At 66.6% G+C, this 21891-nt stretch carries 21 protein-coding genes; 11 read left to right on the top strand and 10 right to left on the bottom strand.

What is annotated here, in order from left to right:
• The first annotated feature begins 250 nt into the window (after positions 1–250).
• Positions 251–1063, top strand: a complete 813-nt coding sequence (locus HWX25_RS16400) for a mechanosensitive ion channel family protein (RefSeq protein ID WP_175909151.1) — start codon at positions 251–253, stop codon at positions 1061–1063.
• 166 nt (positions 1064–1229) lie between these two features.
• On the opposite strand, the gene HWX25_RS16395 is transcribed toward HWX25_RS16400, so the two are convergent.
• The gene (locus HWX25_RS16395; protein WP_175909149.1) at positions 1230–1913 is read right to left on the bottom strand and encodes a DedA family protein; all 684 of its coding nucleotides are present in this window, start codon (positions 1911–1913) and stop codon (positions 1230–1232) included.
• Between the two features lie 171 nt (positions 1914–2084).
• On the opposite strand from HWX25_RS16395, the gene mutL reads away from it, so the two are divergent.
• Together mutL and miaA are read left to right on the top strand one after the other, a co-directional pair.
• The gene (gene mutL / locus HWX25_RS16390) at positions 2085–4073 is read left to right on the top strand and encodes a DNA mismatch repair endonuclease MutL (protein WP_175909147.1); all 1989 of its coding nucleotides are present in this window, start codon (positions 2085–2087) and stop codon (positions 4071–4073) included.
• Entirely contained in the window at positions 4070–5047 is a 978-nt protein-coding gene (gene miaA, locus HWX25_RS16385) for a tRNA (adenosine(37)-N6)-dimethylallyltransferase MiaA (protein WP_175909145.1), read from the top strand. Before mutL ends, miaA begins: the two co-directional genes overlap by 4 nt.
• Before the next feature lie 126 nt (positions 5048–5173).
• Here the strand turns inward: miaA and HWX25_RS16380 are convergent, their stop codons facing one another.
• Positions 5174–6025, bottom strand: a complete 852-nt coding sequence (locus tag HWX25_RS16380; RefSeq protein ID WP_175909144.1) for a LysR substrate-binding domain-containing protein — start codon at positions 6023–6025, stop codon at positions 5174–5176.
• A 113-nt stretch (positions 6026–6138) separates the two neighbouring features.
• Between HWX25_RS16380 and HWX25_RS16375 the strand changes: the two genes are divergently transcribed.
• Positions 6139–6801 (top strand): NAD(P)H-dependent oxidoreductase, encoded by a 663-nt coding sequence (locus tag HWX25_RS16375; RefSeq protein ID WP_175909143.1) that lies wholly within the window; start codon positions 6139–6141, stop codon positions 6799–6801.
• 191 nt (positions 6802–6992) lie between these two features.
• Here HWX25_RS16375 and purM read toward each other — a convergent pair whose 3' ends face one another.
• Positions 6993–8048, bottom strand: a complete 1056-nt coding sequence (gene purM, locus HWX25_RS16370; RefSeq protein ID WP_175909142.1) for a phosphoribosylformylglycinamidine cyclo-ligase — start codon at positions 8046–8048, stop codon at positions 6993–6995.
• Between the two features lie 247 nt (positions 8049–8295).
• On the opposite strand from purM, the gene hda reads away from it, so the two are divergent.
• From hda to panB, 6 genes are read left to right on the top strand one after another with little or no spacing between them, the layout of a single operon-like run.
• On the top strand, positions 8296–9030 hold the full coding sequence (gene hda / locus HWX25_RS16365) for a DnaA regulatory inactivator Hda (protein ID WP_006760485.1): 735 nt from the start codon (positions 8296–8298) through the stop codon (positions 9028–9030).
• Between the two features lie 11 nt (positions 9031–9041).
• Positions 9042–9719, top strand: coding sequence for an HAD family hydrolase (locus HWX25_RS16360; protein ID WP_059535426.1), 678 nt, complete (start codon positions 9042–9044; stop codon positions 9717–9719).
• Positions 9720–9724: 5 nt separating this feature from the next.
• Entirely contained in the window at positions 9725–11260 is a 1536-nt protein-coding gene (pcnB, locus tag HWX25_RS16355; RefSeq protein ID WP_175909141.1) for a polynucleotide adenylyltransferase PcnB, read from the top strand.
• Positions 11261–11295: 35 nt separating this feature from the next.
• Positions 11296–11838 carry a 2-amino-4-hydroxy-6-hydroxymethyldihydropteridine diphosphokinase gene (gene folK, locus HWX25_RS16350; RefSeq protein ID WP_175909140.1) on the top strand — a complete coding sequence of 181 codons (543 nt, stop codon included), beginning with the start codon at positions 11296–11298 and terminating at the stop codon, positions 11836–11838.
• Positions 11835–12521, top strand: coding sequence for a deoxynucleoside kinase (locus HWX25_RS16345; protein WP_059465459.1), 687 nt, complete (start codon positions 11835–11837; stop codon positions 12519–12521). Before folK ends, HWX25_RS16345 begins: the two co-directional genes overlap by 4 nt.
• A 44-nt stretch (positions 12522–12565) precedes the next feature.
• Complete coding sequence (gene panB, locus HWX25_RS16340; RefSeq protein WP_059535421.1) at positions 12566–13381, top strand: 3-methyl-2-oxobutanoate hydroxymethyltransferase; 816 nt, start codon at positions 12566–12568, stop codon at positions 13379–13381.
• Positions 13382–13515: 134 nt separating this feature from the next.
• Here panB and HWX25_RS16335 read toward each other — a convergent pair whose 3' ends face one another.
• From HWX25_RS16335 to grpE, 5 genes are all read right to left on the bottom strand, one after another.
• Complete coding sequence (locus tag HWX25_RS16335) at positions 13516–15435, bottom strand: bifunctional anthranilate synthase component I family protein/class IV aminotransferase (RefSeq protein WP_175909139.1); 1920 nt, start codon at positions 15433–15435, stop codon at positions 13516–13518.
• A gap of 4 nt (positions 15436–15439) precedes the next feature.
• Positions 15440–16576 carry a molecular chaperone DnaJ gene (gene dnaJ, locus HWX25_RS16330; RefSeq protein ID WP_059820479.1) on the bottom strand — a complete coding sequence of 379 codons (1137 nt, stop codon included), beginning with the start codon at positions 16574–16576 and terminating at the stop codon, positions 15440–15442.
• Positions 16577–16829: 253 nt separating this feature from the next.
• Positions 16830–18782, bottom strand: a complete 1953-nt coding sequence (gene dnaK, locus HWX25_RS16325; RefSeq protein WP_175909138.1) for a molecular chaperone DnaK — start codon at positions 18780–18782, stop codon at positions 16830–16832.
• Positions 18783–18929: 147 nt separating this feature from the next.
• A complete protein-coding gene (locus HWX25_RS16320; RefSeq protein WP_175909137.1) occupies positions 18930–19370 on the bottom strand; it encodes a thioredoxin family protein in 441 nt (146 codons plus the stop codon).
• Between the two features lie 10 nt (positions 19371–19380).
• Positions 19381–19926, bottom strand: coding sequence for a nucleotide exchange factor GrpE (gene grpE / locus HWX25_RS16315; protein ID WP_059465453.1), 546 nt, complete (start codon positions 19924–19926; stop codon positions 19381–19383).
• Positions 19927–20277: 351 nt separating this feature from the next.
• Here grpE and HWX25_RS16310 point away from each other — a divergent pair, with 351 nt between their 5' ends.
• Positions 20278–20439 carry a hypothetical protein gene (locus HWX25_RS16310; protein ID WP_006476841.1) on the top strand — a complete coding sequence of 54 codons (162 nt, stop codon included), beginning with the start codon at positions 20278–20280 and terminating at the stop codon, positions 20437–20439.
• Here the strand turns inward: HWX25_RS16310 and HWX25_RS16305 are convergent.
• Positions 20411–20818 carry an RNA-binding S4 domain-containing protein gene (locus HWX25_RS16305; RefSeq protein ID WP_175909136.1) on the bottom strand — a complete coding sequence of 136 codons (408 nt, stop codon included), beginning with the start codon at positions 20816–20818 and terminating at the stop codon, positions 20411–20413. The genes HWX25_RS16310 and HWX25_RS16305 overlap by 29 nt on opposite strands.
• 5 nt (positions 20819–20823) lie before the next feature.
• A complete protein-coding gene (hemH, locus tag HWX25_RS16300; protein ID WP_059535410.1) occupies positions 20824–21888 on the bottom strand; it encodes a ferrochelatase in 1065 nt (354 codons plus the stop codon).
• Between the last annotated feature and the right edge of the window lie 3 nt (positions 21889–21891).

Raw genomic sequence — 21891 nt, 5'->3', positions numbered from 1 at the left:
AATTCAGTCCGAAAACCATAGGATCAGTCCGCATCCGCGATCTCACGGTAATAAGCGGTAATTAACTCGGATTGCACTCCGGAATTAACAATGTCCGTGTCTCGGCAAACGACGCACGTCGCGCTGATTGAAACGTTTTCGATACCGGCGCCCAGGCAGTCGCGGCGGTTGTCTCGGTCTCACAGGTCGGTTATAACCGTGCGATGAATATCGGCCGCAGGCCGTTCTTTAAACCCGTCTTGGAGCCCTCATGCCGAACCTGGAATCCGCCCAGCAATTCCTGATGACCCGCGGCCTCGACTTTGGCCTCAATCTCCTCGCCGCGATCGTGTTGTGGTTCGTCGGCCGCTGGGCGATCCGCATCGCCACGCGCCTGCTCGGCAAGGTCGTGCGCCGCAGCGGCAAGGTCGACCCGACGCTCACCGACTATCTGACCTCCGTCGTCAGCGTGCTGCTGACGATCCTGCTGATCCTCGCGATCCTGCAGATCTTCGGCGTGCAGACCACGTCGTTCGCCGCGCTGCTCGCCGGCCTCGGCCTCGCGATCGGCACCGCCTGGGGCGGCCTGCTCGCCCACTTCGCCGCCGGCGTGTTCATGCAGGTGCTGCGGCCGTTCAATATCGGCGACGTGGTCAGCGCGGGCGGCGTCACCGGCACGGTGAAGGAGCTCGGTCTGTTCGGCACGACGATCATCACCGCCGACAACATCGTGACGATCGTCGGCAACAACAAGATCTTCTCGGACAACATCTCGAACTACAGCGCGACGCCGCATCGCCGCGTCGACCTGACCGCCAAGATCGCGAACGGCGTGGATGCGGTCGATGCGATCAACCGCCTGAAGTCGCAGATCCAGCAGATCCCGAACGTGCTGCCTCAGCCGGCACCGGACGTCGGCGTGCTGCAGTTCACGCCGGAAGGCCCGCTGCTGTTCGTGCGCCCGTCGACGCAGCCGGAGAACTACTGGCAGGTGTACTGCGATACCAATCGCGTGATTCTCGAGACGTTCCGCGACGCGCAATACCCGACGCCCGAAACGCCGATCTTTCATCGCACGACCTGACGGAACGATGGCGCCCGACGGTCCGCCGGATTCTGGCTGAAGCAGCCTGCATCGAGCAGCCGGAACGGCCGACACCGCCACTCGGCAATCGGCCGGACCGCACGGACGAAAAAAAAGCGTGGCAGCCGCCACGCTTTTTTATTGCGCCGAAGCGAAAACGTTCGGCTCAGTGGCCGCCCGTATTCGGCGTACCGCCCGATCGCCGCCCGCGCACCAGCTTCCACAGCGCGCCCAGCGCAACCGGCACGATCGCCGCGCCGATCCCGGCCAGCACGATCACGTTCAGATACTGGCGGATGAACGGAATATTGCCGAAGAAGTAGCCGAGCAGCACAAGCAGCAGCACCCAGACCAGCGCGCCGATCACGTTGAACAGCTGGAAGCGCGCGACGCTCATCGACGACGCGCCGGCGACGAACGGCGCGAACGTGCGCACGACCGGGATGAAGCGCGCGAGCACGATCGTCTTGCCGCCGTGCTTGTCGTAGAACGTGTGGGTCTTCTGCAGCGCCGCGCGATCGAGGAAGCGCTCGAGCACCGGGATATGCGTATTGAACACCTTCGGCCCGATCCAGCGGCCGATCAGGTAGTTCACGGTATTGCCGGCAATTGCCGCGACCAGCAGCAGCACGATCAGCGCGCCGACGTTCATGTCGCCCGTCGCCGCGAACGCGCCGCCGATGAACAGCAGCGAATCGCCCGGCAGGAACGGCAGCACGACGAGCCCCGTCTCGCAGAACACGATCAGGAACAGCACCAGATACACCCACGCACCGTACTGCCGGATGAAGTCGCCGAGGAACGCGTCGATATGCAGGACCAGGTTGACGAAATGAAGCAGCGTATCCAAATGCGATTCCTCGAAAGCGAAAGGGCCGGAACGGCCGAAAAAGCGGAAGTGCCCGCCGGACAAGGCGGCGCGCAGAACGGAGCCATCATACCGAAACTACCTTAAGGCTCCGTGAAAAAACGTAACCAGCCGCGGCCCGGCACGCCCCCGCCGCCTCGCTATAATTCGGCCATGTCCGAAATCACCGAAACGGCCGCGGGCGCCGCGCCCGCCCCTGCTCCGCGCCCGCTGCGCGCGATCCAGCCCCTGCCCGACCAGCTGATCAGCCAGATCGCGGCCGGCGAGGTCGTCGAACGCCCGGCGTCGGTCGTCAAGGAGTTGCTCGAAAACGCGATGGACGCCGGCGCGACGACGCTGCGCATCGTGCTCGAGGAAGGCGGCGTCAAGCGCATCTCGATCACCGACGACGGCTGCGGAATCCCGCCCGCCGAACTGCCGCTCGCGCTGATGCGTCACGCGACGAGCAAGATTCGCTCGCTCGAGGAGCTCGAGGCGGTCGCGACGCTGGGTTTTCGCGGCGAAGCCCTCGCGTCGATCGCGTCGGTCGCCGAAATGTCGATCACGAGCCGCACGGCCGACGTCGCGCATGCGACGAAGATCGACGCGACCACGGGCGCGCTGTCGCCGGCCGCCGGCGCGGTCGGCACGACGATCGAGGTGCGCGAGCTGTACTTCAACACACCCGCGCGCCGCAAGTTCCTGAAAAGCGAGCAGACCGAGTTTGGCCACTGCCTCGAAATGATCCGCCGCGCGGCGCTTGCGCGGCCGGACGTCGCGATCTCGGTGCTGCACAACGGCAAGGCCGTCGAGCACTGGAACGCGACCGAGCCCGCACTGCGGGTCGCGAAGATTCTCGGCGACGGCTTCGCCACCGCGCACCTGCCGCTCGACGAGCAGGCCGGGCCGCTTGCCGTCTACGGCTGCGCGGGCCTGCCGACCGCGAGCCGCGGCCGCGCCGACCAGCAATACTTCTTCGTCAACGGCCGCTTCGTGCGCGACAAGCTGCTCACGCACGCGGTGCGCGCGGCGTACGAGGACGTCCTCCACGGCGATCGCTACCCGTCGTACGTACTGTTCCTCGACCTGCCGCCGGAAGCCGTCGACGTGAACGTGCATCCGTCGAAGATCGAGGTGCGGTTCCGCGATTCGCGCTCGATCCACCAGTACGTGTTCCACGCGGTGCAACGCGCACTCGCGCGCCACGCGGGCGCGTCGCCGGAAACCACTGCGGGCGGCCATGCCGCGCAACTCTCGCCGGCGCCGAGCGGCCCCGCGTCGTTCCTGAATACGCCGCTCGGCCAGGGCGCGGCCACCGGCACGGGCGGTAGCGGCTTCTCGTCGCCGCCGTCGTCGTCGGGCAGCACGTGGATGCGCCAGGCACGGATGACGCAGGGCACGCTGCCGGTCGCGCAGCCGCTCGCGCTCTACGACGCGCTGTTCGGCCGCAAGGACACGGGTGCGGGCACACCGGACGGCACGACGATCGTCGCGCGCGATTCGGCGGATGCGGCCAATGCGCCAGTCGCGCCGCTGCCGGGCTTCGCCGCGTCGCCGCTTGCCGCCACCGCACACGACGAGCAGCCGCTCGGCTTCGCGCTCGGCCAGATTCACGGGATCTACGTGCTCGCGCAGAACGCGCACGGCCTCGTGATCGTCGACATGCACGCCGCGCACGAACGGATCCTCTACGAACAGTTCAAGAACGCGCTCGCCGACCGCACGGTCGCGGTGCAATCGCTGCTGCTGCCGATATCGATGACGGCGACGCCGGTCGAGATCGGCACGGTCGAGGAAGAACGCGACACGCTCGAATCGCTCGGCTTCGACCTCGCGGTGCTGTCGCCGACGACGCTCGCGATCCGCGCGGTGCCCGCGCTGCTGAAGGACGCCGACCTGCAGTCGCTCGCGCGCGCGGTGCTCGCCGACCTGCACGCATTCGGCGGCTCGCGCGTGCTCACCGAGCGCCAGCACGAGCTGCTCGGCACGCTCGCGTGTCACCACGCGGTGCGCGCGAACCGGCGCCTGACGCTCGACGAGATGAACGCGCTGCTGCGCCAGATGGAAGCGACCGAACGCGCGGACCAGTGCAATCACGGCCGGCCGACGTGGTATCAGCTCACGCTGAACGATCTCGACCGTCTCTTCATGCGCGGCCAATGAACGCTTCACCGCAGTCCCGCCCAACGACGATCGCCTGCCTGCTCGGCCCCACCGCATCGGGCAAGACGGCCGCGGCGCTGGCGCTTGCCGCGCGCCGTCCGATCGAGATCGTCAGCGTCGATTCGGCGCTCGTCTACCGCGACATGGATATCGGCACCGCGAAACCGACGCGCGACGAGCGCGCGAGCGTGCCGCACCACCTGATCGACATCATCGACCCGGCCGACGCCTATTCGGCGGCCGAATTCCGCGCGGACGCGCTGCGCGTGATCGGCGAGATCGCCGCGCGCGGCCGCACACCGCTGCTCGCGGGCGGCACGATGCTGTACTACAAGGCGCTGACGCAGGGCCTCAACGATCTGCCGACCGCCGATCCGGCCGTGCGCGCGGAGCTCGATGCCGACGCCGCGCGCGACGGCTGGCCGGCACTCCATGCGCGGCTCGCGCAGGTCGACCCTGCGACGGCTGCACGGCTCGCGCCGAACGATTCGCAGCGGATCCAGCGCGCGCTCGAAGTGTTCCTGCTGAGCGGGCAATCAATGTCGGCGCTGCTCGCCGCGCCGCGCCGCGCGGACGATGCAGCCGCCGCGTACCGCTTCGTCCCGGTGGCGCTCGAGCCGTCGGACCGCGCGGTGCTGCACGCGCGCATCGCGCAACGTTTCGACGCGATGCTCGACGCCGGCTTCATCGACGAAGTCGAACGGCTGCGCCGCCGCGAGGATCTGCATCTCGGCTTGCCGTCGATGCGCTGCGTCGGTTACCGGCAGGCATGGGAATTCCTCGACGGCGACACCGATTACCGGACCATGCGCGACAAAGGCATCTTCGCGACGCGCCAGCTGTGCAAACGGCAGATCACATGGCTGCGCGCAATGCCCGAGCGGATTGTCGTCGACTGCGTCGCGCCGGATTCGACCGACCGCGCGGTTGACGCGCTCGAGCGCGTGCTGGACGGCCGTATCGAGGATCGCTAACGGGGCCCCATCGGCTCGCATCGGCCCTGCCCCAGAAAGAAGTTCTTCGTGGAATTTCGTGAACCGATGACGATGCGTGTGCCTCTGGCCGCGAAGATCCCGACTCTGTCGCCGCGATGACTGCGGTCATCCGTTGTGCGCGAATGCCAACACGATCGCGTTGCCCAGTTCATCAACAACCCTGTCCGACGCACCCGGGGCCGCGAACATCGTGAACTCGACATCGGGCAGCGCCGGCAGGCCGGCATCCGGGGGGACCGCACGCAAGCCGTGCGCCAGTTGTGTGTGCACGATTGGCGTCACCGCAAAGCCCGCGTGCGCGGCAGCGCACAGGCCGGCGCCGCTCGGGCACACGAGCACGATCCGGTAATCCACGCCCGCGCGGGCCAGTGCTGCCAGCGAGGCCTCGCGATACGGGCACGGTTCCGGCAGCAGCGCAATCGGCACCGGTACGCCAGGCGTGAGCGGCGCCCAATCCGCACCGGCCCACACAAGCGGCTCGCGCCACAGCACGCGTCCGGTGGGCCCGCCGTGACAGCGTCCACCCATCACCACATCCAGCTCACCGTGATCCAGCGCCTGGAGCAGTTCGCCCGGAATACCGACCCGGATGCTGAATGCGATGCGCGGGTACCGCGCGGCAAACGCCTGCATCACATGCATCAGCCTGACATTGGCGAGGTCTTCCGACAGACCCACACGGATCGTACCCGCACTCGGTTCGCGCAGCAGTTGCGCCCGCGCGTCCTGATTGAGCGCGAGGATGGCGCGCGCGTAACCCAGCAGCAGTTCGCCGTCCACCGTGAGCGTGACCGAGCGCGTGGTGCGCACGAGCAGGTCACGGCCGATCTGTTTTTCCAGGCGCCGAAGATGCGCGCTGACGGCGGACTGCGTCAGATTCAGACGGGCCGCGGCATGCGTGAATCCGCCTTCCTGGACGACGGCCACGAAAGAGCGCAACAAAACGGTATCGAACATGAGATGTCCCGCAATACAGTGCGAATGCTACTGAATATCGCGATGATACTTCGTTTATATTTCGAATCGAACTATGTTCTGATGAGGGCCGTCAACCCGTCAGGAGCCGTTCCATGTCGACCTTGCTGCATATCGAATCTTCCCCGCGCAAGTCGCGGTCCGCATCACGCGACGTTGCGCACGCGTATCTGGAAGCCTGGCGCGACGCGCATCCGGAGCATCGGGTCGACGTGCTCGACCTCTGGGCGACGCCATTGCCGGAACTCGACGGCGATGCGCTCGATGCCAAATACGCGGACTTGAGCGGCACGCCGCTCAGTGAAGGCCAGCAACAAGCGTGGGCAGGTTTCCGGCAGCTCGCGCAGCGGATGCACGACGCGGATACGCTGCTGTTCTCCGTGCCGCTGTGGAATTTCTCCATCCCATACAAGCTCAAGCATTTCATCGACGCCGTGTCCCACCGCGGCCTCCTCTTCTCATTCGACGAGCGTGGGTTAGCGGGATTGCTGAACGGCAAGAAAGCAGTCGTGATCTATGCGAGAGGCCTCGACTATTCGAGGCAATCGACCACGCCCGCCGAGTCGTTCGACTTTCAGCGGCCGTTTCTTGAAGCGTGGCTGCGCTTCATCGGTATCACCGACATCGAATCGATCATCGTCGAGAAAACACTGTTTGGACCTGAAGTCGATCACGTGGGCCGAGAGGCTGCGCGCGAACAGGCAGTGACGTTGGCACACGCAGCTTCATCATCCGCTTCGGCTTCGGTTGATGGCTGAACTCGCCCATGGCTGGAAGCATCAACAACGCCATCAAGGTCATCGAGCGTCGGGCTTAAGGGTATCCGGACGGGGAGTCCTTCTCCCCGGAGATTCGCGTCGCGTCCTCCGGTAATCCTCGAAGAACCGAAAAAAAAGCCGCCCGGATCGACTCCGGGCGGCTTTCCTTGCTGCATCTTGCGTGCGGCGCGTCAGACCACGACCGTCTGCGCCTCGCCTTCACGGCTTGCACGCACGGTGCCGATCTTCCACACCTGCTCGCCGGCGGCCGTGAGGTCGGCGATCGCTGCGTCGGCATCGGCCGCCGCGACGATCACGGCCATCCCGATCCCGCAGTTGAACACGCGGTGCATTTCGGCGTCGGCGACGCCGCCGTGCTCCTGCAGCCACTTGAACAGCGGCGGCAGCGGCCACGCGTTCTGGTCGAGCTCGGCCGTGAGGCCTTCGCGCAGCACGCGCGGAATGTTCTCGACGAGGCCGCCACCGGTGATGTGGGCCATGCCCTTCACCGACAGCTTCTGCATCAGCGCGAGCAGCGGCTTCACGTAGATGCGCGTGGGCGCCATCAGCGTGTCGGCCAGCGAACGGCCGTGGAAATCGGCGGACAGGTTGGGGTTCGCGCGTTCGATGATCTTGCGCACGAGCGAGAAGCCGTTCGAGTGGATGCCGCTCGAGGCAAGGCCGAGCACCACGTCGCCTTCGGCGATCGTGCTGCCGTCGATGATCTTGCTCTTCTCGACCGCACCGACCGCGAAACCGGCCAGGTCGTATTCGCCGTCCGGGTACATGCCCGGCATTTCGGCCGTCTCTCCGCCGATCAGCGCGCAGCCCGACAGTTCGCAGCCGTGCGCGATGCCCTTGACGACCGTTGCGGCCGTGTCGACATCGAGCTTGCCGCACGCGAAGTAGTCGAGGAAGAACAGCGGCTCGGCACCCTGCACGAGGATGTCGTTCACGCTCATCGCCACCAGGTCCTGGCCGACGGTGTCGTGTTTGTTCAGATGAAAGGCCAGCTTGAGCTTGGTGCCCACGCCGTCGGTGCCCGACACGAGCACGGGCTCCTTGTACTTCTTCGGCACTTCGAACAGCGCGCCGAACCCGCCGATGCCGCCGAGCACGCCATCGCGCAGGGTTTTCTTCGCAAAAGGCTTGATCTTGTCGATGAGCGCGTCGCCTGCGTCGATGTCGACGCCTGCGTCGCGGTAGGACAGACCCTGAGCGTCGGGAGCGGATTTCGGAGGATTCATGGGGGAATGCGAGAAGGTCGGTAAAATGCGATTTTACCCGAAGCCGGCCCGTTGGCCGGAATTCCCAGCACCGAATCGTCAGGGATTGCATCTTGGTCGACACGTCCCCGTTTTCATCGCCACGCGAGCCGCGCCGAAACCCGCGCGCCGCCGTGCGTGCGGCCGCGTGTGCAGGCACCGGAGCAGCCCCCCGCGCGTGCCCGGCGTACGGCGCGCGTTTCATCAACCGACCCGCATTGTGACTGTTGTGTCCCGTCAACTGACGCTCGATCTCGGCACGCCGCCGCCCGCCACGTTCGACAACTTCATCATGAATGAGGAGAACGACGAGCTCATCTCGCGGCTCCAGAAGCTCGACCTCGCGCTCGCGGCGGGGCCCGTGCCGGACCGGTCGTTCTATATCTGGGGCGAGCCCGGCAGCGGCCGCACCCACCTGCTGCAGGCGCTCGTGAGCGACGCGTCGTACGGCTACGCGCGCTACCTGACGCCGCAGAGCCCGCTCGGCGCGTTCACGTTCGACCCGCGCATCGGCATCTATGCGATCGACGACTGCGACCGGATGAGCGACACGCAGCAGGTCGCGCTGTTCAACCTGTTCAACGAGGTCCGCGCGCACCCGTCGAGCGCGTTCGTCGCGGCGGGCCCCGCGGCGCCGCTCGCGCTCGACGTGCGCGAAGATCTGCGCACGCGCCTCGGCTGGGGGCTCGTGTTTCACCTGTCGCCGCCGTCCGATGCCGGCAAGATCGCCGTGCTGAAGCTCGCGGCGAAGGAGCGCGGGATCGCGCTCACCGACGACATCGCCGCCTACCTGCTGACCCATTTCCGCCGCGACATGCCGAGCCTGATGGCGCTGCTCGACGCGCTCGACCGCTTCTCGCTCGAGCAGAAGCGCGCCGTCACGCTGCCGCTGCTGCGCCGGATGCTGGCCCGCCCCGGCGACGACATCGCACCACCGGGCACAGGCCCGAACCGCTTCGAGTAAAATGCGCATCCATGACTAATCTGGCACTCTTTGACCTCGATCACACGCTGATCCCGACCGATAGCGACCACGAATGGGGCCGCTTCATGGTGAAGCTCGGCATCGTCGACGCGGAAAGCTTCTCGCGTCAGAACGATCAGTTCTTCGCCGACTACAAGGCCGGCAAGCTCGACATCCATGCGTACCTGTGCGCGATGCTCACGCCGCTCGCGAAGTACTCGCGCGCGCAGCTCGCCGAATGGCACGAGCAGTACATGCACGAGGTGATCCGCCCCGCGATGACGCCCGCCGCGCTCGAACTCGTCCGCAAGCACATCGATGCCGGCGACCTGTGCTGCGTCGTGACCGCGACCAACGAGTTCATCACGCGTCCGATCGCGACCGCGTTCGGCGTCGACACGCTGATCGCGTGCGAGGTCGAAACGACCGACGGGCACCCCGACTCGCCGTACACGGGCCGGCCGACCGGCACGCCGAGCTATCGCGAAGGCAAGATCGTGCGCACCGAAGCGTGGCTCGCGTCGCTCGGCAAGCACTGGGACGACTTCGAACACAGCTACTTCTACAGCGACTCGCACAACGACATCCCGTTGCTCGAGAAAGTCACCGACCCGATCGCGACCAACCCCGACGACACGCTGCGTGCGCATGCAAGCGACCGCGGCTGGCGCATCCTCGATCTCTTCTGAACGTCGTGATCAAAAAATTCATTCGCAAGCTGCTCGGCCAGGACGGCGCCGAACAAACGTCGCCCGTCGAGGCGCCCGCCGCCGACACGGCCCCTGCCCAGCGCCCCGCGAAGGGTAGCCGCGGCGGCGCCGCCAGGAAGCCGCGCAGCAATCACGAACCGACCGTCGTGCCGGCCAGCGTGCATCAGATCGATCCGTCGCTGATCTCGCGCAATGCCGTACGCGTGACCGACACGCTGCAGCAGGCGGGCTTTCGCGCGTTCATCGTCGGCGGCGCGGTGCGTGACCTGCTGCTCGGCATCGCACCGAAGGACTTCGACGTCGCGACCGACGCGACGCCGACCGAGGTGCAGCGCCTGTTCCGCCGCGCGCGCCTGATCGGCCGCCGCTTCCAGATCGTCCACGTGCAGTTCGGCCAGGAACTGATCGAGGTGTCGACGTTCCGCGCCCTGGTCGACGCCCCGCCCGAAGCCGCCGCGGCCGAGCCGCCGAAGCGCCTGAAGCGCGACGAACTCGATCGCCGCACGCATGCGGTGGACGCCAGCGGCCGCGTGCTGCGCGACAACGTGTGGGGCGAACAGCACGAAGACGCCGCGCGCCGCGACTTCACGATCAACGCGATGTATTACGACCCGTCGACGCAGACGGTGCTCGACTACCACGACGGGATGGCCGACATGCGCGCCCGTCTGCTGCGGATGATCGGCGACCCGGCCACGCGCTATCGCGAGGATCCGGTGCGGATGCTGCGCGTCGTGCGTTTCGCGGCGAAGCTCGGCTTCGAGATCGAGCCGCACACGCGCGAGCCGATCAACGCGCTCGCCGACCTGATCAACAACGTGCCGGCCGCGCGCCTGTTCGACGAAATGCTGAAGCTGCTGCTGTCGGGCCACGCGCTCGCATGCCTGAAGCAGCTGCGCAAGGAAGGCCTGCACCACGGGTTGCTGCCGCTCCTCGACGTCGTGCTCGAACAACCGCAGGGCGAGAAGTTCATCACGCTCGCGCTGAACAACACCGACGCGCGCGTGCGCGCCGGCAAGACGGTGTCGCCGGGCTTCCTGTTCGCGACGCTGCTGTGGCACGACATGCGCCAGCGCTTCGAGCAATACTCGGCGGAAGGCGAATTCCCGGTGCCGGCGCTCCATCGCGCGATGGACGACGTGATCGACATGCAGACCGAGAAACTCGCGATCCACAAGCGCTACTCGGCCGACATGCGCGAGATCTGGGGCCTGCAGCTGCGCCTCGAAAAACGCTCGGGCCGCAGCGCGATGCGGCTGCTGGAACACCAAAGGTTTAGAGCGGGGTATGATTTCCTCCTGTTACGCTGCGAATCCGGCGAGCTCGATGCGGAAGTCGGACAGTGGTGGACGGATTTCATCGAAGGCGACGCGGCCGCGCGCGAGGCACTCCTCACGCAGGGCGGCTCGAAGGAAAAATCGCCCCGCAAGCGGCGCCGCCGCGGCGGTGCGCGAAATCGCAAGCCGGGCGAAGGCGCCGCCGAGCAGGCGCCGGACACCGCGGGCGGTTCCGACGACTGACGCGCTCGCCGGCGAACGACGTAGGAAGTGATGCCATGACGGTTGCATATATCGGACTGGGGGCGAATCTCGGCGATGCGCGCCAGACCCTGAAGGACGCGGTGGTGTGCCTCGCGCAGCAGCGCACCATCTCGATCCTCGGCAAATCGAGCCTGTATCGCACGGCGCCCTTCGAAGCGGGCGGCGACGATTACTACAATTGCGTCGTCAAGCTCGATACGACGCTGTCGGCCCGTGAGTTGCTCGCGCTCTGCCAGAAGATCGAACATCACTTCGGGCGCGAGCGCCCGTATCGCAACGCGCCGCGCACGCTCGATCTCGACATCCTGCTGTTCGGCACGGATTCGATCGACGAACCCGACCTGATCGTCCCGCATCCGCGCCTCACCGATCGCGCATTCGCGCTCGTGCCGCTCGTCGAGATCGAGCCCGCGCTCGACATCCCCACGCGCGGCCGCGCCGATGCGTACCTCGCCTCCGTCGCGGATCAGCGCGTCGAGAAGGTGCAGACCTGTCAGTGCCTGATGCAGAAGGCCCTTGCCGCCGGCGCTGACGCCGACAAGAACCGCTGCCGATGAACATCACTCCGCTGACCGTCACCGCGCCCGACCTGCGCGCCCCGCATCGCTATCTGGTGATCGAAGGGCCGATCGGCGTCGGCAAGACGACGCTCGCGCGCCTGTTCGCCGAGCGCTGGTCGATGCAGACGCTGCTCGAGCGCCCGCAGGACAACCCGTTCCTCGAACGCTTCTATCGCGACACCGCGCGCTACGCGCTGCCCGCGCAGCTGTCGTTCGCGCTGCAGCGCGCGCAGCAGGCGCGCGAACTGATCGGCGCGCTCGATACGGGCCGGCCCGTCGTCGCCGATTTCATGCCGCAGAAGAACGACATCTTCGCGCGGCTGAACCTGCCGGAAGACGAATGGCAGTTGTACCGGTCGATCGCGACGCACCTCGACGTTCCGCAGGCCCCCGCGCCCGATCTCGTCGTCTACCTGCAGGCGAGCCCCGAAGTGCTGTTCTCGCGCATCCAGAAGCGCGGGCTGCCGATGGAGTTGCAGATCAGCGACGCGTACCTGCGCTCGCTCGTCGATGCGTACAACGAATTCTTCTATCACTACGACCGCACGCCGGTGCTCACGGTCGCAGCCGAACACCTGAACCCGCAAGATTCCCCCGAAGACCTCGCGCTGCTGATCGAGCGCATCGACACGATGCGCGGCCGCAAGGAATTCTTCGTCAAGGGCGAAACGACGCGCTGACGCGTCCTCGCCCGTCGTTCCCCCTCCATCGAACCGGATTTCCCATGACCTATCTCCAGGAATCGAGCCGGCCTGCCGTCACTGTGCCCAAGCTGCAGGCAATGCGCGAAGCCGGCGAGAAGATCGCGATGCTCACCTGCTACGACGCGAGCTTTTCCGCGCTGCTCGATCGCGCCGGCACCGACGTGCTGCTGATCGGCGACTCGCTCGGCAACGTGCTGCAGGGCCACACCACCACGCTCCCCGTGTCGATCGACGACATCGCGTACCACACCGCATGCGTCGCGCGTGCGCAGCCGCGCGCGCTCGTCGTTGCCGATCTACCGTTCGGCACGTACGGCACGCCGGCCGAGGCGTTCGCAAACGCGGTCACGCTGATGCGCGCCGGCGCGCAGATGGTCAAGCTCGAAGGCGGCGAATGGCTCGCCGACACGATCCGCTTCCTCGTCGAACGCTCGGTGCCGGTATGCGCGCACCTCGGCCTCACGCCGCAGTCGGTTCACGCGTTCGGCGGCTTCAAGGTGCAGGGCCGCACGGAAGCCGGCGCCGCGCAGCTGCTGCGCGATGCGCGCGCGGTCGAGGACGCGGGCGCGCAGCTCGTGGTGCTCGAAGCGGTGCCGACGCTCGTCGCGTCCGAAGTCACGCACATGCTGAAGATCCCGACGATCGGCATCGGCGCCGGCCTCGAATGCTCGGGCCAGGTGCTGGTGCTGCACGACATGCTCGGCATTTTCCCCGGCAAGCGCCCGCGTTTCGTGAAGGATTTCATGCAGGGCCAGCCGAACATCCAGGCGGCCGTCGAAGCGTACGTGAGCGCGGTGAAGGACGGTACGTTCCCGGGCCCGGAACACTCGTTCTGACGCACGGCCGGCACCCGTTCGATACAAAAAAGCGCGGCACCCTTTGCAGGGCGCCGCGCTTTTTCTTTGGATGCCGTGTTGCCGAAGGTCAGCGGTGCCGGTTCTTCCGGCACGCGGCCCCGTCGTTCATCGCGTCATTTCAATACCGCATCGAGCGCGCCGCGCAGTGCATTGGTCAGCAGCAGCGCCTCGGCGCGCGCCAGATCGTCGAGCGTGACGACGCGCTCCTCGGCGCCGAATGTGCGGTCGTCGAGCAGCACGCCGCGCATCACGCCCGGCAGCACGCCGCTCGACAGCGGCGGGGTCACCCACCGGCCGCCGAGCTTCACGAACAGGTTCGAACGCCCGCCTTCCGTCACCTCGCCGCGCTCGTTGACGAACAGCATGTCGAAGCCGCCAAGCGCCTCCGCCGCCTGCCATGCGCGGTCGTATTCGGCACGGCGCGTCGTCTTGTGCAGCAGCAGCGTGTCGTCCGTGCGGGTCGGTGCGAAGCCCTGCGCGGACGCGAGCATCACGCCGACCGGCCCGGCGGGCAGCGGTTTCAGCGTCGCGGTCGTGATGTCGACCGTGCCATCCTTCGCGAGCGCGAGCTTCATCCGGTACGGACCGTCGCCGTCGAGCGCCGCGCAGCGCGCGTCGATCTCGCGGCGCAACGCATCGGTGTCGAGGCGGAAGCCGAACGCATCCGCGCTGCGCCGCAGCCGCGCGAGATGGCGCTCGAGATGCCGGATGCCGTCCGCACGCGTCGCGGCGGTAGTTTCGAACAACTGGAAGCCGGGATCGGCGTCGGTCAGGAATCGCGCTTTCAATTCGCACTCCGCATATTCGTCGGCGGCGACGCTGTCGAGCACGATGCCCGCGCCGACCCCCATCGTGCCGCGCCGCCGGCCGGCGCCGACCGTTGCCGCGTCACGCGTGTCGATCGTTGCGGCGGCATCGACATCGACCGTCTCGAGCGTCAGCGTCCGGATCGCGACCGACAGGCAGAAATCGCCGCAGCCGGCCGCATCGTCGGGCGACGCATCGCCTGCCGATGCGCGTTCCGTCGGTGCGTCGAGCCAGCCGATCGCGCCCGTATAGAGCCCGCGCGGCGTCGACTCGATCGCGTCGATCAGTTCCATCGTCTTGTGCTTCGGCGCACCGGTGATCGATCCGCACGGAAACAGCGCGCGCAGCATCTGCGCGAACGTGGTGCCGTCGCGCCAGCCGGCCTCGACCGTCGACGTCATCTGCCATACCGACGCGTACGGCTCGACCGAGAACAGCGCCGGCACCCTGACCGTGCCCGTGCGCGCGATCCGCGACACGTCGTTGCGCAGCAGGTCGACGATCATCACGTTTTCCGCGCGGTTCTTCGGATCGTTCGCGAGGAACGCGGCGGCCGCCGCGTCGTCGCGCGGATCGGCCGAGCGCGGCGCCGTGCCTTTCATCGGCCGCGCGCGCAGCACGTCGCCGTGCTTCTCGACGAACAGCTCCGGCGAGCACGACACGACCCACGCACCGTCGGGCAGCGCGATCAGCGCGCCATAACGCACCGGCTGACGCGCGCGCAGCCGCCGGTACAGCGCGAGCGGCGTGCCGAACATGTCGAAATTCAGCCGGTACGTGTAGTTGATCTGGTACGAATCGCCCGCGCGCAGCGCGTCGTGCACTGCGGCGATCGCCGCGTCGAACGCGTCGCGCGACACGCTTTTCGCGACATGCGCGACGCCCGCGATCGACGGCGGGCCGCCGCCGTCCTGCTGCGCGAGCCACGCGTCGACTTCGTCGCGCGACTGGCGCTCGCAGTGCGCATACAGCAAAAAGCGCAGCGGGGCATGGCCCGGCTGCGCTCTTTCGAGATTGCGTCCGAATTCGTAATCGCCGACGACGACCGCATGCAGCCCGTCGCGCAGATCCTGCGCCACCGCCGCATCGAGCTCGTCGAGCCGTGCCGGATCCGTGCACACGCGTTCGCGCACGAAACCGGAATACAAACGACTCGACCGCGCGGACGCGGTCGAGTCGCAATCGTCCAAGAGCGCGAACGACGCGCTCTCGTTGCCTTCAGTCATGCCGTTACTCGAAGAAGCTCTTCACCCGGTCGAACCAGCTCTTGCTCTGCGGGCTGTGACGCGCACCGCCCTCGGCCAGCGACTTCTCGAACTGCTTGAGCAGGTCGCGCTGCTGGTCGGTCAGCTTCACGGGCGTCTCGACCTGCACGTGTACGTACAGATCGCCCGCGATGCTCGAACGCAGACCCTTGATCCCCTTGCCGCGCAGGCGGAACGTCTTGCCCGACTGCGTGCCTTCCGGCACCGGGAACGTCGCACGGCCGGCCAGCGTCGGCACCTCGATCTCGCCGCCGAGTGCGGCGGTCGTAAACGGAATCGGCATCTGGCAGTGGAGATCGTCGCCGTCGCGCTCGAACACCGAGTGCGGCTTGATGTGGATCTCGACGTACAGGTCGCCCGGCGGCCCGCCGTTGATGCCCGGCTCGCCGTTGCCGGCCGAGCGGATCCGCATCCCGTCGTCGATGCCGGCCGGGATCTTCACTTCGAGCGTCTTGGTTTCCTTCACCTTGCCCGACCCGTGGCAATGCGCGCACGGCTCGGGAATGTAGGTGCCGGTGCCGTGACACTTCGGGCAGGTCTGCTGGATGCTGAAGAAGCCCTGCGACATGCGCACCGTGCCCTGGCCGTGGCAAGTCGGGCAGGTTTCCGGCTTCGTGCCGGGCTTCGCGCCCGACCCGTGACAGACTTCGCACGACACCCAGCTCGGCACGCGGATCTGCGTGTCGTAGCCGTGCGCGGCCTGCTCGAGCGTGATTTCCATGCTGTAGCGCAGGTCGGCACCGCGATACACCTGCGGACCGCCGCGGCCGCCACGCGCGGCACCGCCCGCGGCCTGACCGAAGATGTCGCCGAAGATGTCGCCGAACGCATCCGCGAAGCCGCCGAAACCCTGTCCGCCCGCACCACCCATGTTCGGATCGACGCCCGCATGGCCGTACTGGTCGTACGCCGCGCGCTTCTGGTCGTCCGACAGCATTTCATAGGCTTCCTTCACTTCCTTGAAATGCTCTTCCGCATCCTTGCTGTCCGGATTGCGGTCAGGGTGATACTTCATCGCAAGCTTGCGATACGCCTTCTTGATTTCGTCGTCGCTCGCATTCTTCGCGACGCCCAGAACCTCGTAGTAATCCCGTTTCGCCATATCGATTCGCTGTGCCGTCGCGCGTCACGCACGCGGCGGCTCCTTTCGCCCGCAGTAAAGTCTCTCGACTCGTCTGGCGCTGCGCCGTCCGCGGACGGCTCGCGCAGCACCCGCCAAAAAACAAATGTGCCCGGAGGGCCGCGAAGCCCGCCAGGCGTGGAGTCGATCCGGCCATCCGGAAGGAAAGACAGACCGCTGTTCAGCCGCGCCGCGCGCGTGTCGCGCGCGGCGTGCGGTGCCATGGCAACCCGGCTTAGTCCTTCTTCACTTCCTTGAACTCGGCGTCGACGACGTCGTCCGCAGCCTGCTGCGCACCGCCCGCATGGGCCGCGCCTTCCGCTGCACCCGCCGCGCCGGCCGCACCGGCCTGCTGCGCCTGCATGTCGGCGTACATCTTTTCGCCGAGCTTCTGCGAAGCCTGACCGAGTTCCTCGACCTTCGCGTCGATCGCCGCCTTGTCGGCCGACGTATCCTTCAGCACGTCCTCGAGCGACTTCAGCGCCGCTTCGATCTTTTCCTTCTCGCCCGCGTCCAGCTTGTCGCCGTACTCGGTGAGTGCCTTCTTCGTGCTGTGGACCAGCGCGTCGCCCTGGTTGCGCGAATCGGCCAGCTCGCGCAGCTTGTGGTCTTCCGCTGCGTTCGCTTCCGCGTCCTTGATCATCTGGTCGATTTCAGCGTCGGACAGGCCCGAGTTCGCCTTGATCGTGATCTTGTTTTCCTTGCCGGTCGCCTTGTCCTTCGCGCCGACGTGCAGGATGCCGTTCGCGTCGATGTCGAAGGTCACTTCGATCTGCGGCACGCCGCGCGGCGACGGCGGGATGCCTTCGAGGTTGAACTCGCCGAGCAGCTTGTTGCCTGCCGCCATCTCGCGTTCGCCCTGGAACACCTTGATCGTCACGGCCGACTGGTTGTCGTCCGCCGTCGAATACACCTGTGCGTGCTTCGTCGGGATCGTCGTGTTCTTGTTGATCATCTTCGTCATCACGCCGCCGAGCGTCTCGATGCCGAGCGACAGCGGGGTCACGTCGAGCAGCAGCACGTCCTTGCGGTCGCCCGACAGGACCTGGCCCTGAATCGCCGCGCCGACTGCGACGGCTTCGTCCGGGTTCACGTCACGGCGCGGATCCTTGCCGAAGAACTCCTTCACCTTCTCCTGCACCTTCGGCATGCGGGTCTGGCCGCCGACCAGGATCACGTCGTCGATGTCCGACACCTTGACACCGGCGTCCTTGATCGCGATGCGGCACGGTTCGATCGTGCGCTCGACCAGATCCTCGACCAGCGCTTCCAGCTTCGCGCGGGTGATCTTCAGGTTCAAGTGCTTCGGACCCGATGCGTCGGCCGTGATGTACGGCAGGTTGATTTCGGTCAGCTGGCTCGACGACAGCTCGATCTTCGCCTTTTCAGCGGCTTCCTTCAGGCGCTGCAGCGCGAGCACGTCCTTCGACAGGTCGACGCCCTGCTCCTTCTTGAACTCGCCGATGATGTAATCGATGATGCGCTGGTCGAAGTCCTCGCCGCCGAGGAACGTGTCGCCGTTGGTCGACAGCACTTCGAACTGCATTTCGCCGTCGACGTCCGCGATCTCGATGATCGACACGTCGAACGTGCCGCCGCCGAGGTCATACACGGCGATCTTGCGGTCGCCCTTCTCGGCCTTGTCGAGGCCGAACGCGAGCGCGGCCGCGGTCGGCTCGTTGATGATCCGCTTGACTTCGAGGCCCGCGATGCGGCCGGCATCCTTGGTTGCCTGACGCTGGCTGTCGTTGAAGTACGCCGGCACCGTGATCACGGCTTCCGTGACCGGCTCGCCGAGGTAGTCTTCGGCCGTCTTCTTCATCTTGCGCAGCACTTCCGCCGAAACCTGCGGCGGCGCCAGCTTCTCGCCGTGCGCTTCGACCCATGCGTCGCCGTTGTCGGCCTTGATGATCGCGTACGGCATCAGGCCGATGTCCTTCTGGACTTCCTTCTCTTCGAAACGGCGGCCGATCAGGCGCTTCACCGCGAACAGCGTGTTCTTCGGGTTGGTCACGGACTGACGCTTGGCCGGTGCGCCGACGAGCACTTCGTTATCGTCCATGTAGGCGATGATCGACGGCGTCGTGCGCGTGCCTTCCGAGTTCTCGATGACCTTGACCTGGTTGCCTTCCATGATGGCGACGCACGAGTTCGTGGTGCCGAGGTCAATACCGATGATCTTTCCCATTTTTCCTAATCTCCAGAAATGCCTGTTTGCTGCGCGAAACCCCGCGTTTTTTGGCAGTTTCGCGCGCCAGAATTCAACTCTGTTCCCGAAATGCGTCCGGCCGATCCGTTTTCAAGACCCGCCAGGCGATGCGGATATTAAATTTTTTCAATCGACGCCGGTAGCCGGATCGTGCGGACCATCGTCGCGGTCCGACGGCGTGCCGGCCGCCGCGGCGATCTTCGCGCGCGCCGCCGACACCGCCGCCTGGAACTGCGCGAGGCCATGCCAGCCGGTCGCGCGGCCGAGCCGCTTGCCGCGGTGGAAAAAGACCCACGTCGGCACGCCGTGCAGGCCGAAGCGGCGCCCCAGCTCATGATGTTCGTACACGTTGCAATGGAACCACTTCAGGTCCAGCGCGCGGATCGCGTCCGGCTGGGCGAGCATCGCCTTCTTCGCGATCTCGCAGTTGAAGCAGTCGAGGCCCCAGAAGAACATCACCGCGAGCGCGTCGCCGGCGCCGGCGATCCCGGCGTCGAACGTGTCGGCCGCCAGCGCCTGCATGTCGAACGCTTCGAACGCGGCCGGATCGACGCCGGCGGGAACCATCGCGGCAGCCTTACTTCGGCTGGGCGACCGTGACGAGCGCCGGGCGCAGCACGCGGTCCGCGATCGTGTAGCCCTTTTGGAGGACGGTCACGACGGTATTCGGCTCCTGATCGGCCGGCACCATCGAAATCGCCTGGTGCTGGTGCGGATCGAACTTCTCGCCGACCGGGTTGATCGCGACGACGCGGCCCTTCTCGAGCGCGCTCGTCAACTGGCGCAGCGTCAGCTCGACGCCTTCGCGCACCTTCGTGATGTCGCCCGACGTGTCGCTGACGGCGGCCTCGAGGCTGTCCAGCACGGGCAGCAGGTGCTCCGCGAAGCCTTCGATCGCAAACTTGTGTGCCTTCGAGACATCTTCCTGCGCACGGCGGCGGACGTTCTCGGTCTCGGCCTTCGCCCGGAGGAAGCTCTCCTGCAGCTCGGCGACCTTGGCTTGAGCCTCCGCGAGCGCCGCGTCGGCTGCTTCGGCGGCGGGAGCAGCGCCTTGCGCCGCCTGCTTCTCGCTGCCGATGTCTTCGGCCGATTGGGTAGCCGGGTTCTCTTGCGTGTTTTCCATGTCGCTGAAAGTCGATTAGAGGTTGAAGCCAAATCGGCAACCGCCGGACCGTATGCCGGCGGCACCGCACATTGTTGGTGCAAATAAGGGCGAAAACTGCGATTTCAAGAGGGTTATTCGCCGGCATTCGCCAATACCGCGAAACAACCGCGCTGCGCGTCGCCCGATTGCGCGCATTTGTCGCCAGATTGGACGAAACGGCCTGTAACAACGCTTACCAGGCAAGTACTAGCCCGGCACAGGGGGCTGCACTACACTCCACTCAAGCGTCGAGAAAGCGCGTTTACCCTAGCTTACCGCCGCCTGACATCCACCTGGCGCTGCATTCACCGTCCCATCGAGGCGAGTACCGTGAAACTGACCTTTGCCATATCGGTGGTCGCGCTGGTACTGATTGCCGGCACCACCACCATCTGCCTGTCCGGAGCCGTGACCGACCGCACGACCGAATACGGAAGCGCGCGGGCGACGTTCGACCAGATGTTCAGCTCCCACCAGAAAATCTGTCGATGATGCGCCGGTCGCGCTTGGTCGGCCGGCCGTGCAGTTCCGCCGCCGGCTCGCGATACGTGCGGCGCCGCTCCAGTTCGGCGAGCCGCGCGACGCGCCCCGCTTCCGTTTCCTCATAAAGCGTCTGCGCGATGCTCGCGGGCCCGCGCACGTCGCAAATGCCCAGCACGGCAATGTGCCAGACGATACCGTCGATCGCAATCTCGACCTCGTCGCCGACGCGCACGTCCTTCGCCGGCTTGACCGCCGCACCGCCGATCTTCACGTGGCCCTTGTCGACCGCGTCGGACGCGAGCGAGCGCGTCTTGAAGAAGCGCGCTGCCCATAGCCATTTGTCGATGCGCAGCTTCGCGCCGGGTTCCGTCGAAATCTTGTAGTTCATCGCGCTCAACTCACCGTTTCGGGCTGTGCGGCCTTCACCGGCCAGCCCTGCAGATTCTCGGCGACAATCTCGCCCACCGCGCCGATCCACGCGGGCGCGCCGTTCAGGCACGGAATCCGGTGGAAGGCCTGGCCGCCGCCTGCGATGAATTCGTCGCGCACCTCCATCCCGATCTCCTCGATCGTCTCCAGACAATCGGCCGTAAAACCGGGACAGAACACGTCGGCCCGCCGCACGCCGGCCTCACCGAGTTCGCGCAGCGTCGGCGCCGTATACGGCTGCAGCCACTCCGCCTTGCCGAAGCGCGACTGGAACGTCACGCGGCACTCGAGCGTCGACAACCCGAGCGCGGCCATCAGCAGCGCGCCCGTCTGCTGGCACTGTTCATGATAGGGGTCGCCCAGGTCGAGCGTGCGTTTCGGCACCCCGTGAAAGCTCAGCACGAGCTTGTCGCCGGCCGCGAAGTCGGGCCGGCCGTGCTGCGCCCAGTACTGGCGCACCTGCTCGGCGAGCGCATGGATGTAGGCGGGATGGTCGGCATATTGCCGCACCGTGCGCACTTCCGGCTGGTTGCGCATCCGCGCGAGCGCGGCGAATGCGGCATCGAATGCGGTCGCGGTGGTGGACGCCGAGTATTGCGGATACATGGGCATCAGCAGCACGCGCTCGACGCCTGCGCGCTTGAACTGCGCGAGTGCCTGCGCAATGCCCGGGCTGCCGTAGCGCATCGCGTAGTCGACCGTCACCTGGTAGTCGTTCGATGCGAGCAGGTGGCGCACGCCTTCGGTCTGGCGCTCGGTGTACACGCGCAGCGGCGAGCCCTCGGGCATCCAGACGGCCGCGTATTTCTTCGCGGACGCGCGGCCGCGCAGCGGCAGGATCAGCGTGCGCAGCAGCACCTGCCAGACGACCTGCGGGATTTCGACGACGCGGGGATCCGACAGGAATTCGGCCAGATAGCGCCGCACCGCGCGCGGCGTCGGGGCGTCGGGCGTGCCGAGATTGATCAGCAGCACGCCGATGCGATGGGCGGCCGCAACGCTCGAAGGCGGTTCAAGATCGAAACGCATGGG

It is taken from the genome of Burkholderia sp. BCC1640 (assembly GCF_902833125.1).
Taxonomy (GTDB): Bacteria; Pseudomonadota; Gammaproteobacteria; order Burkholderiales; family Burkholderiaceae; genus Burkholderia; species Burkholderia diffusa.
This window is presented reverse-complemented; position numbering and strand designations above follow the sequence as displayed.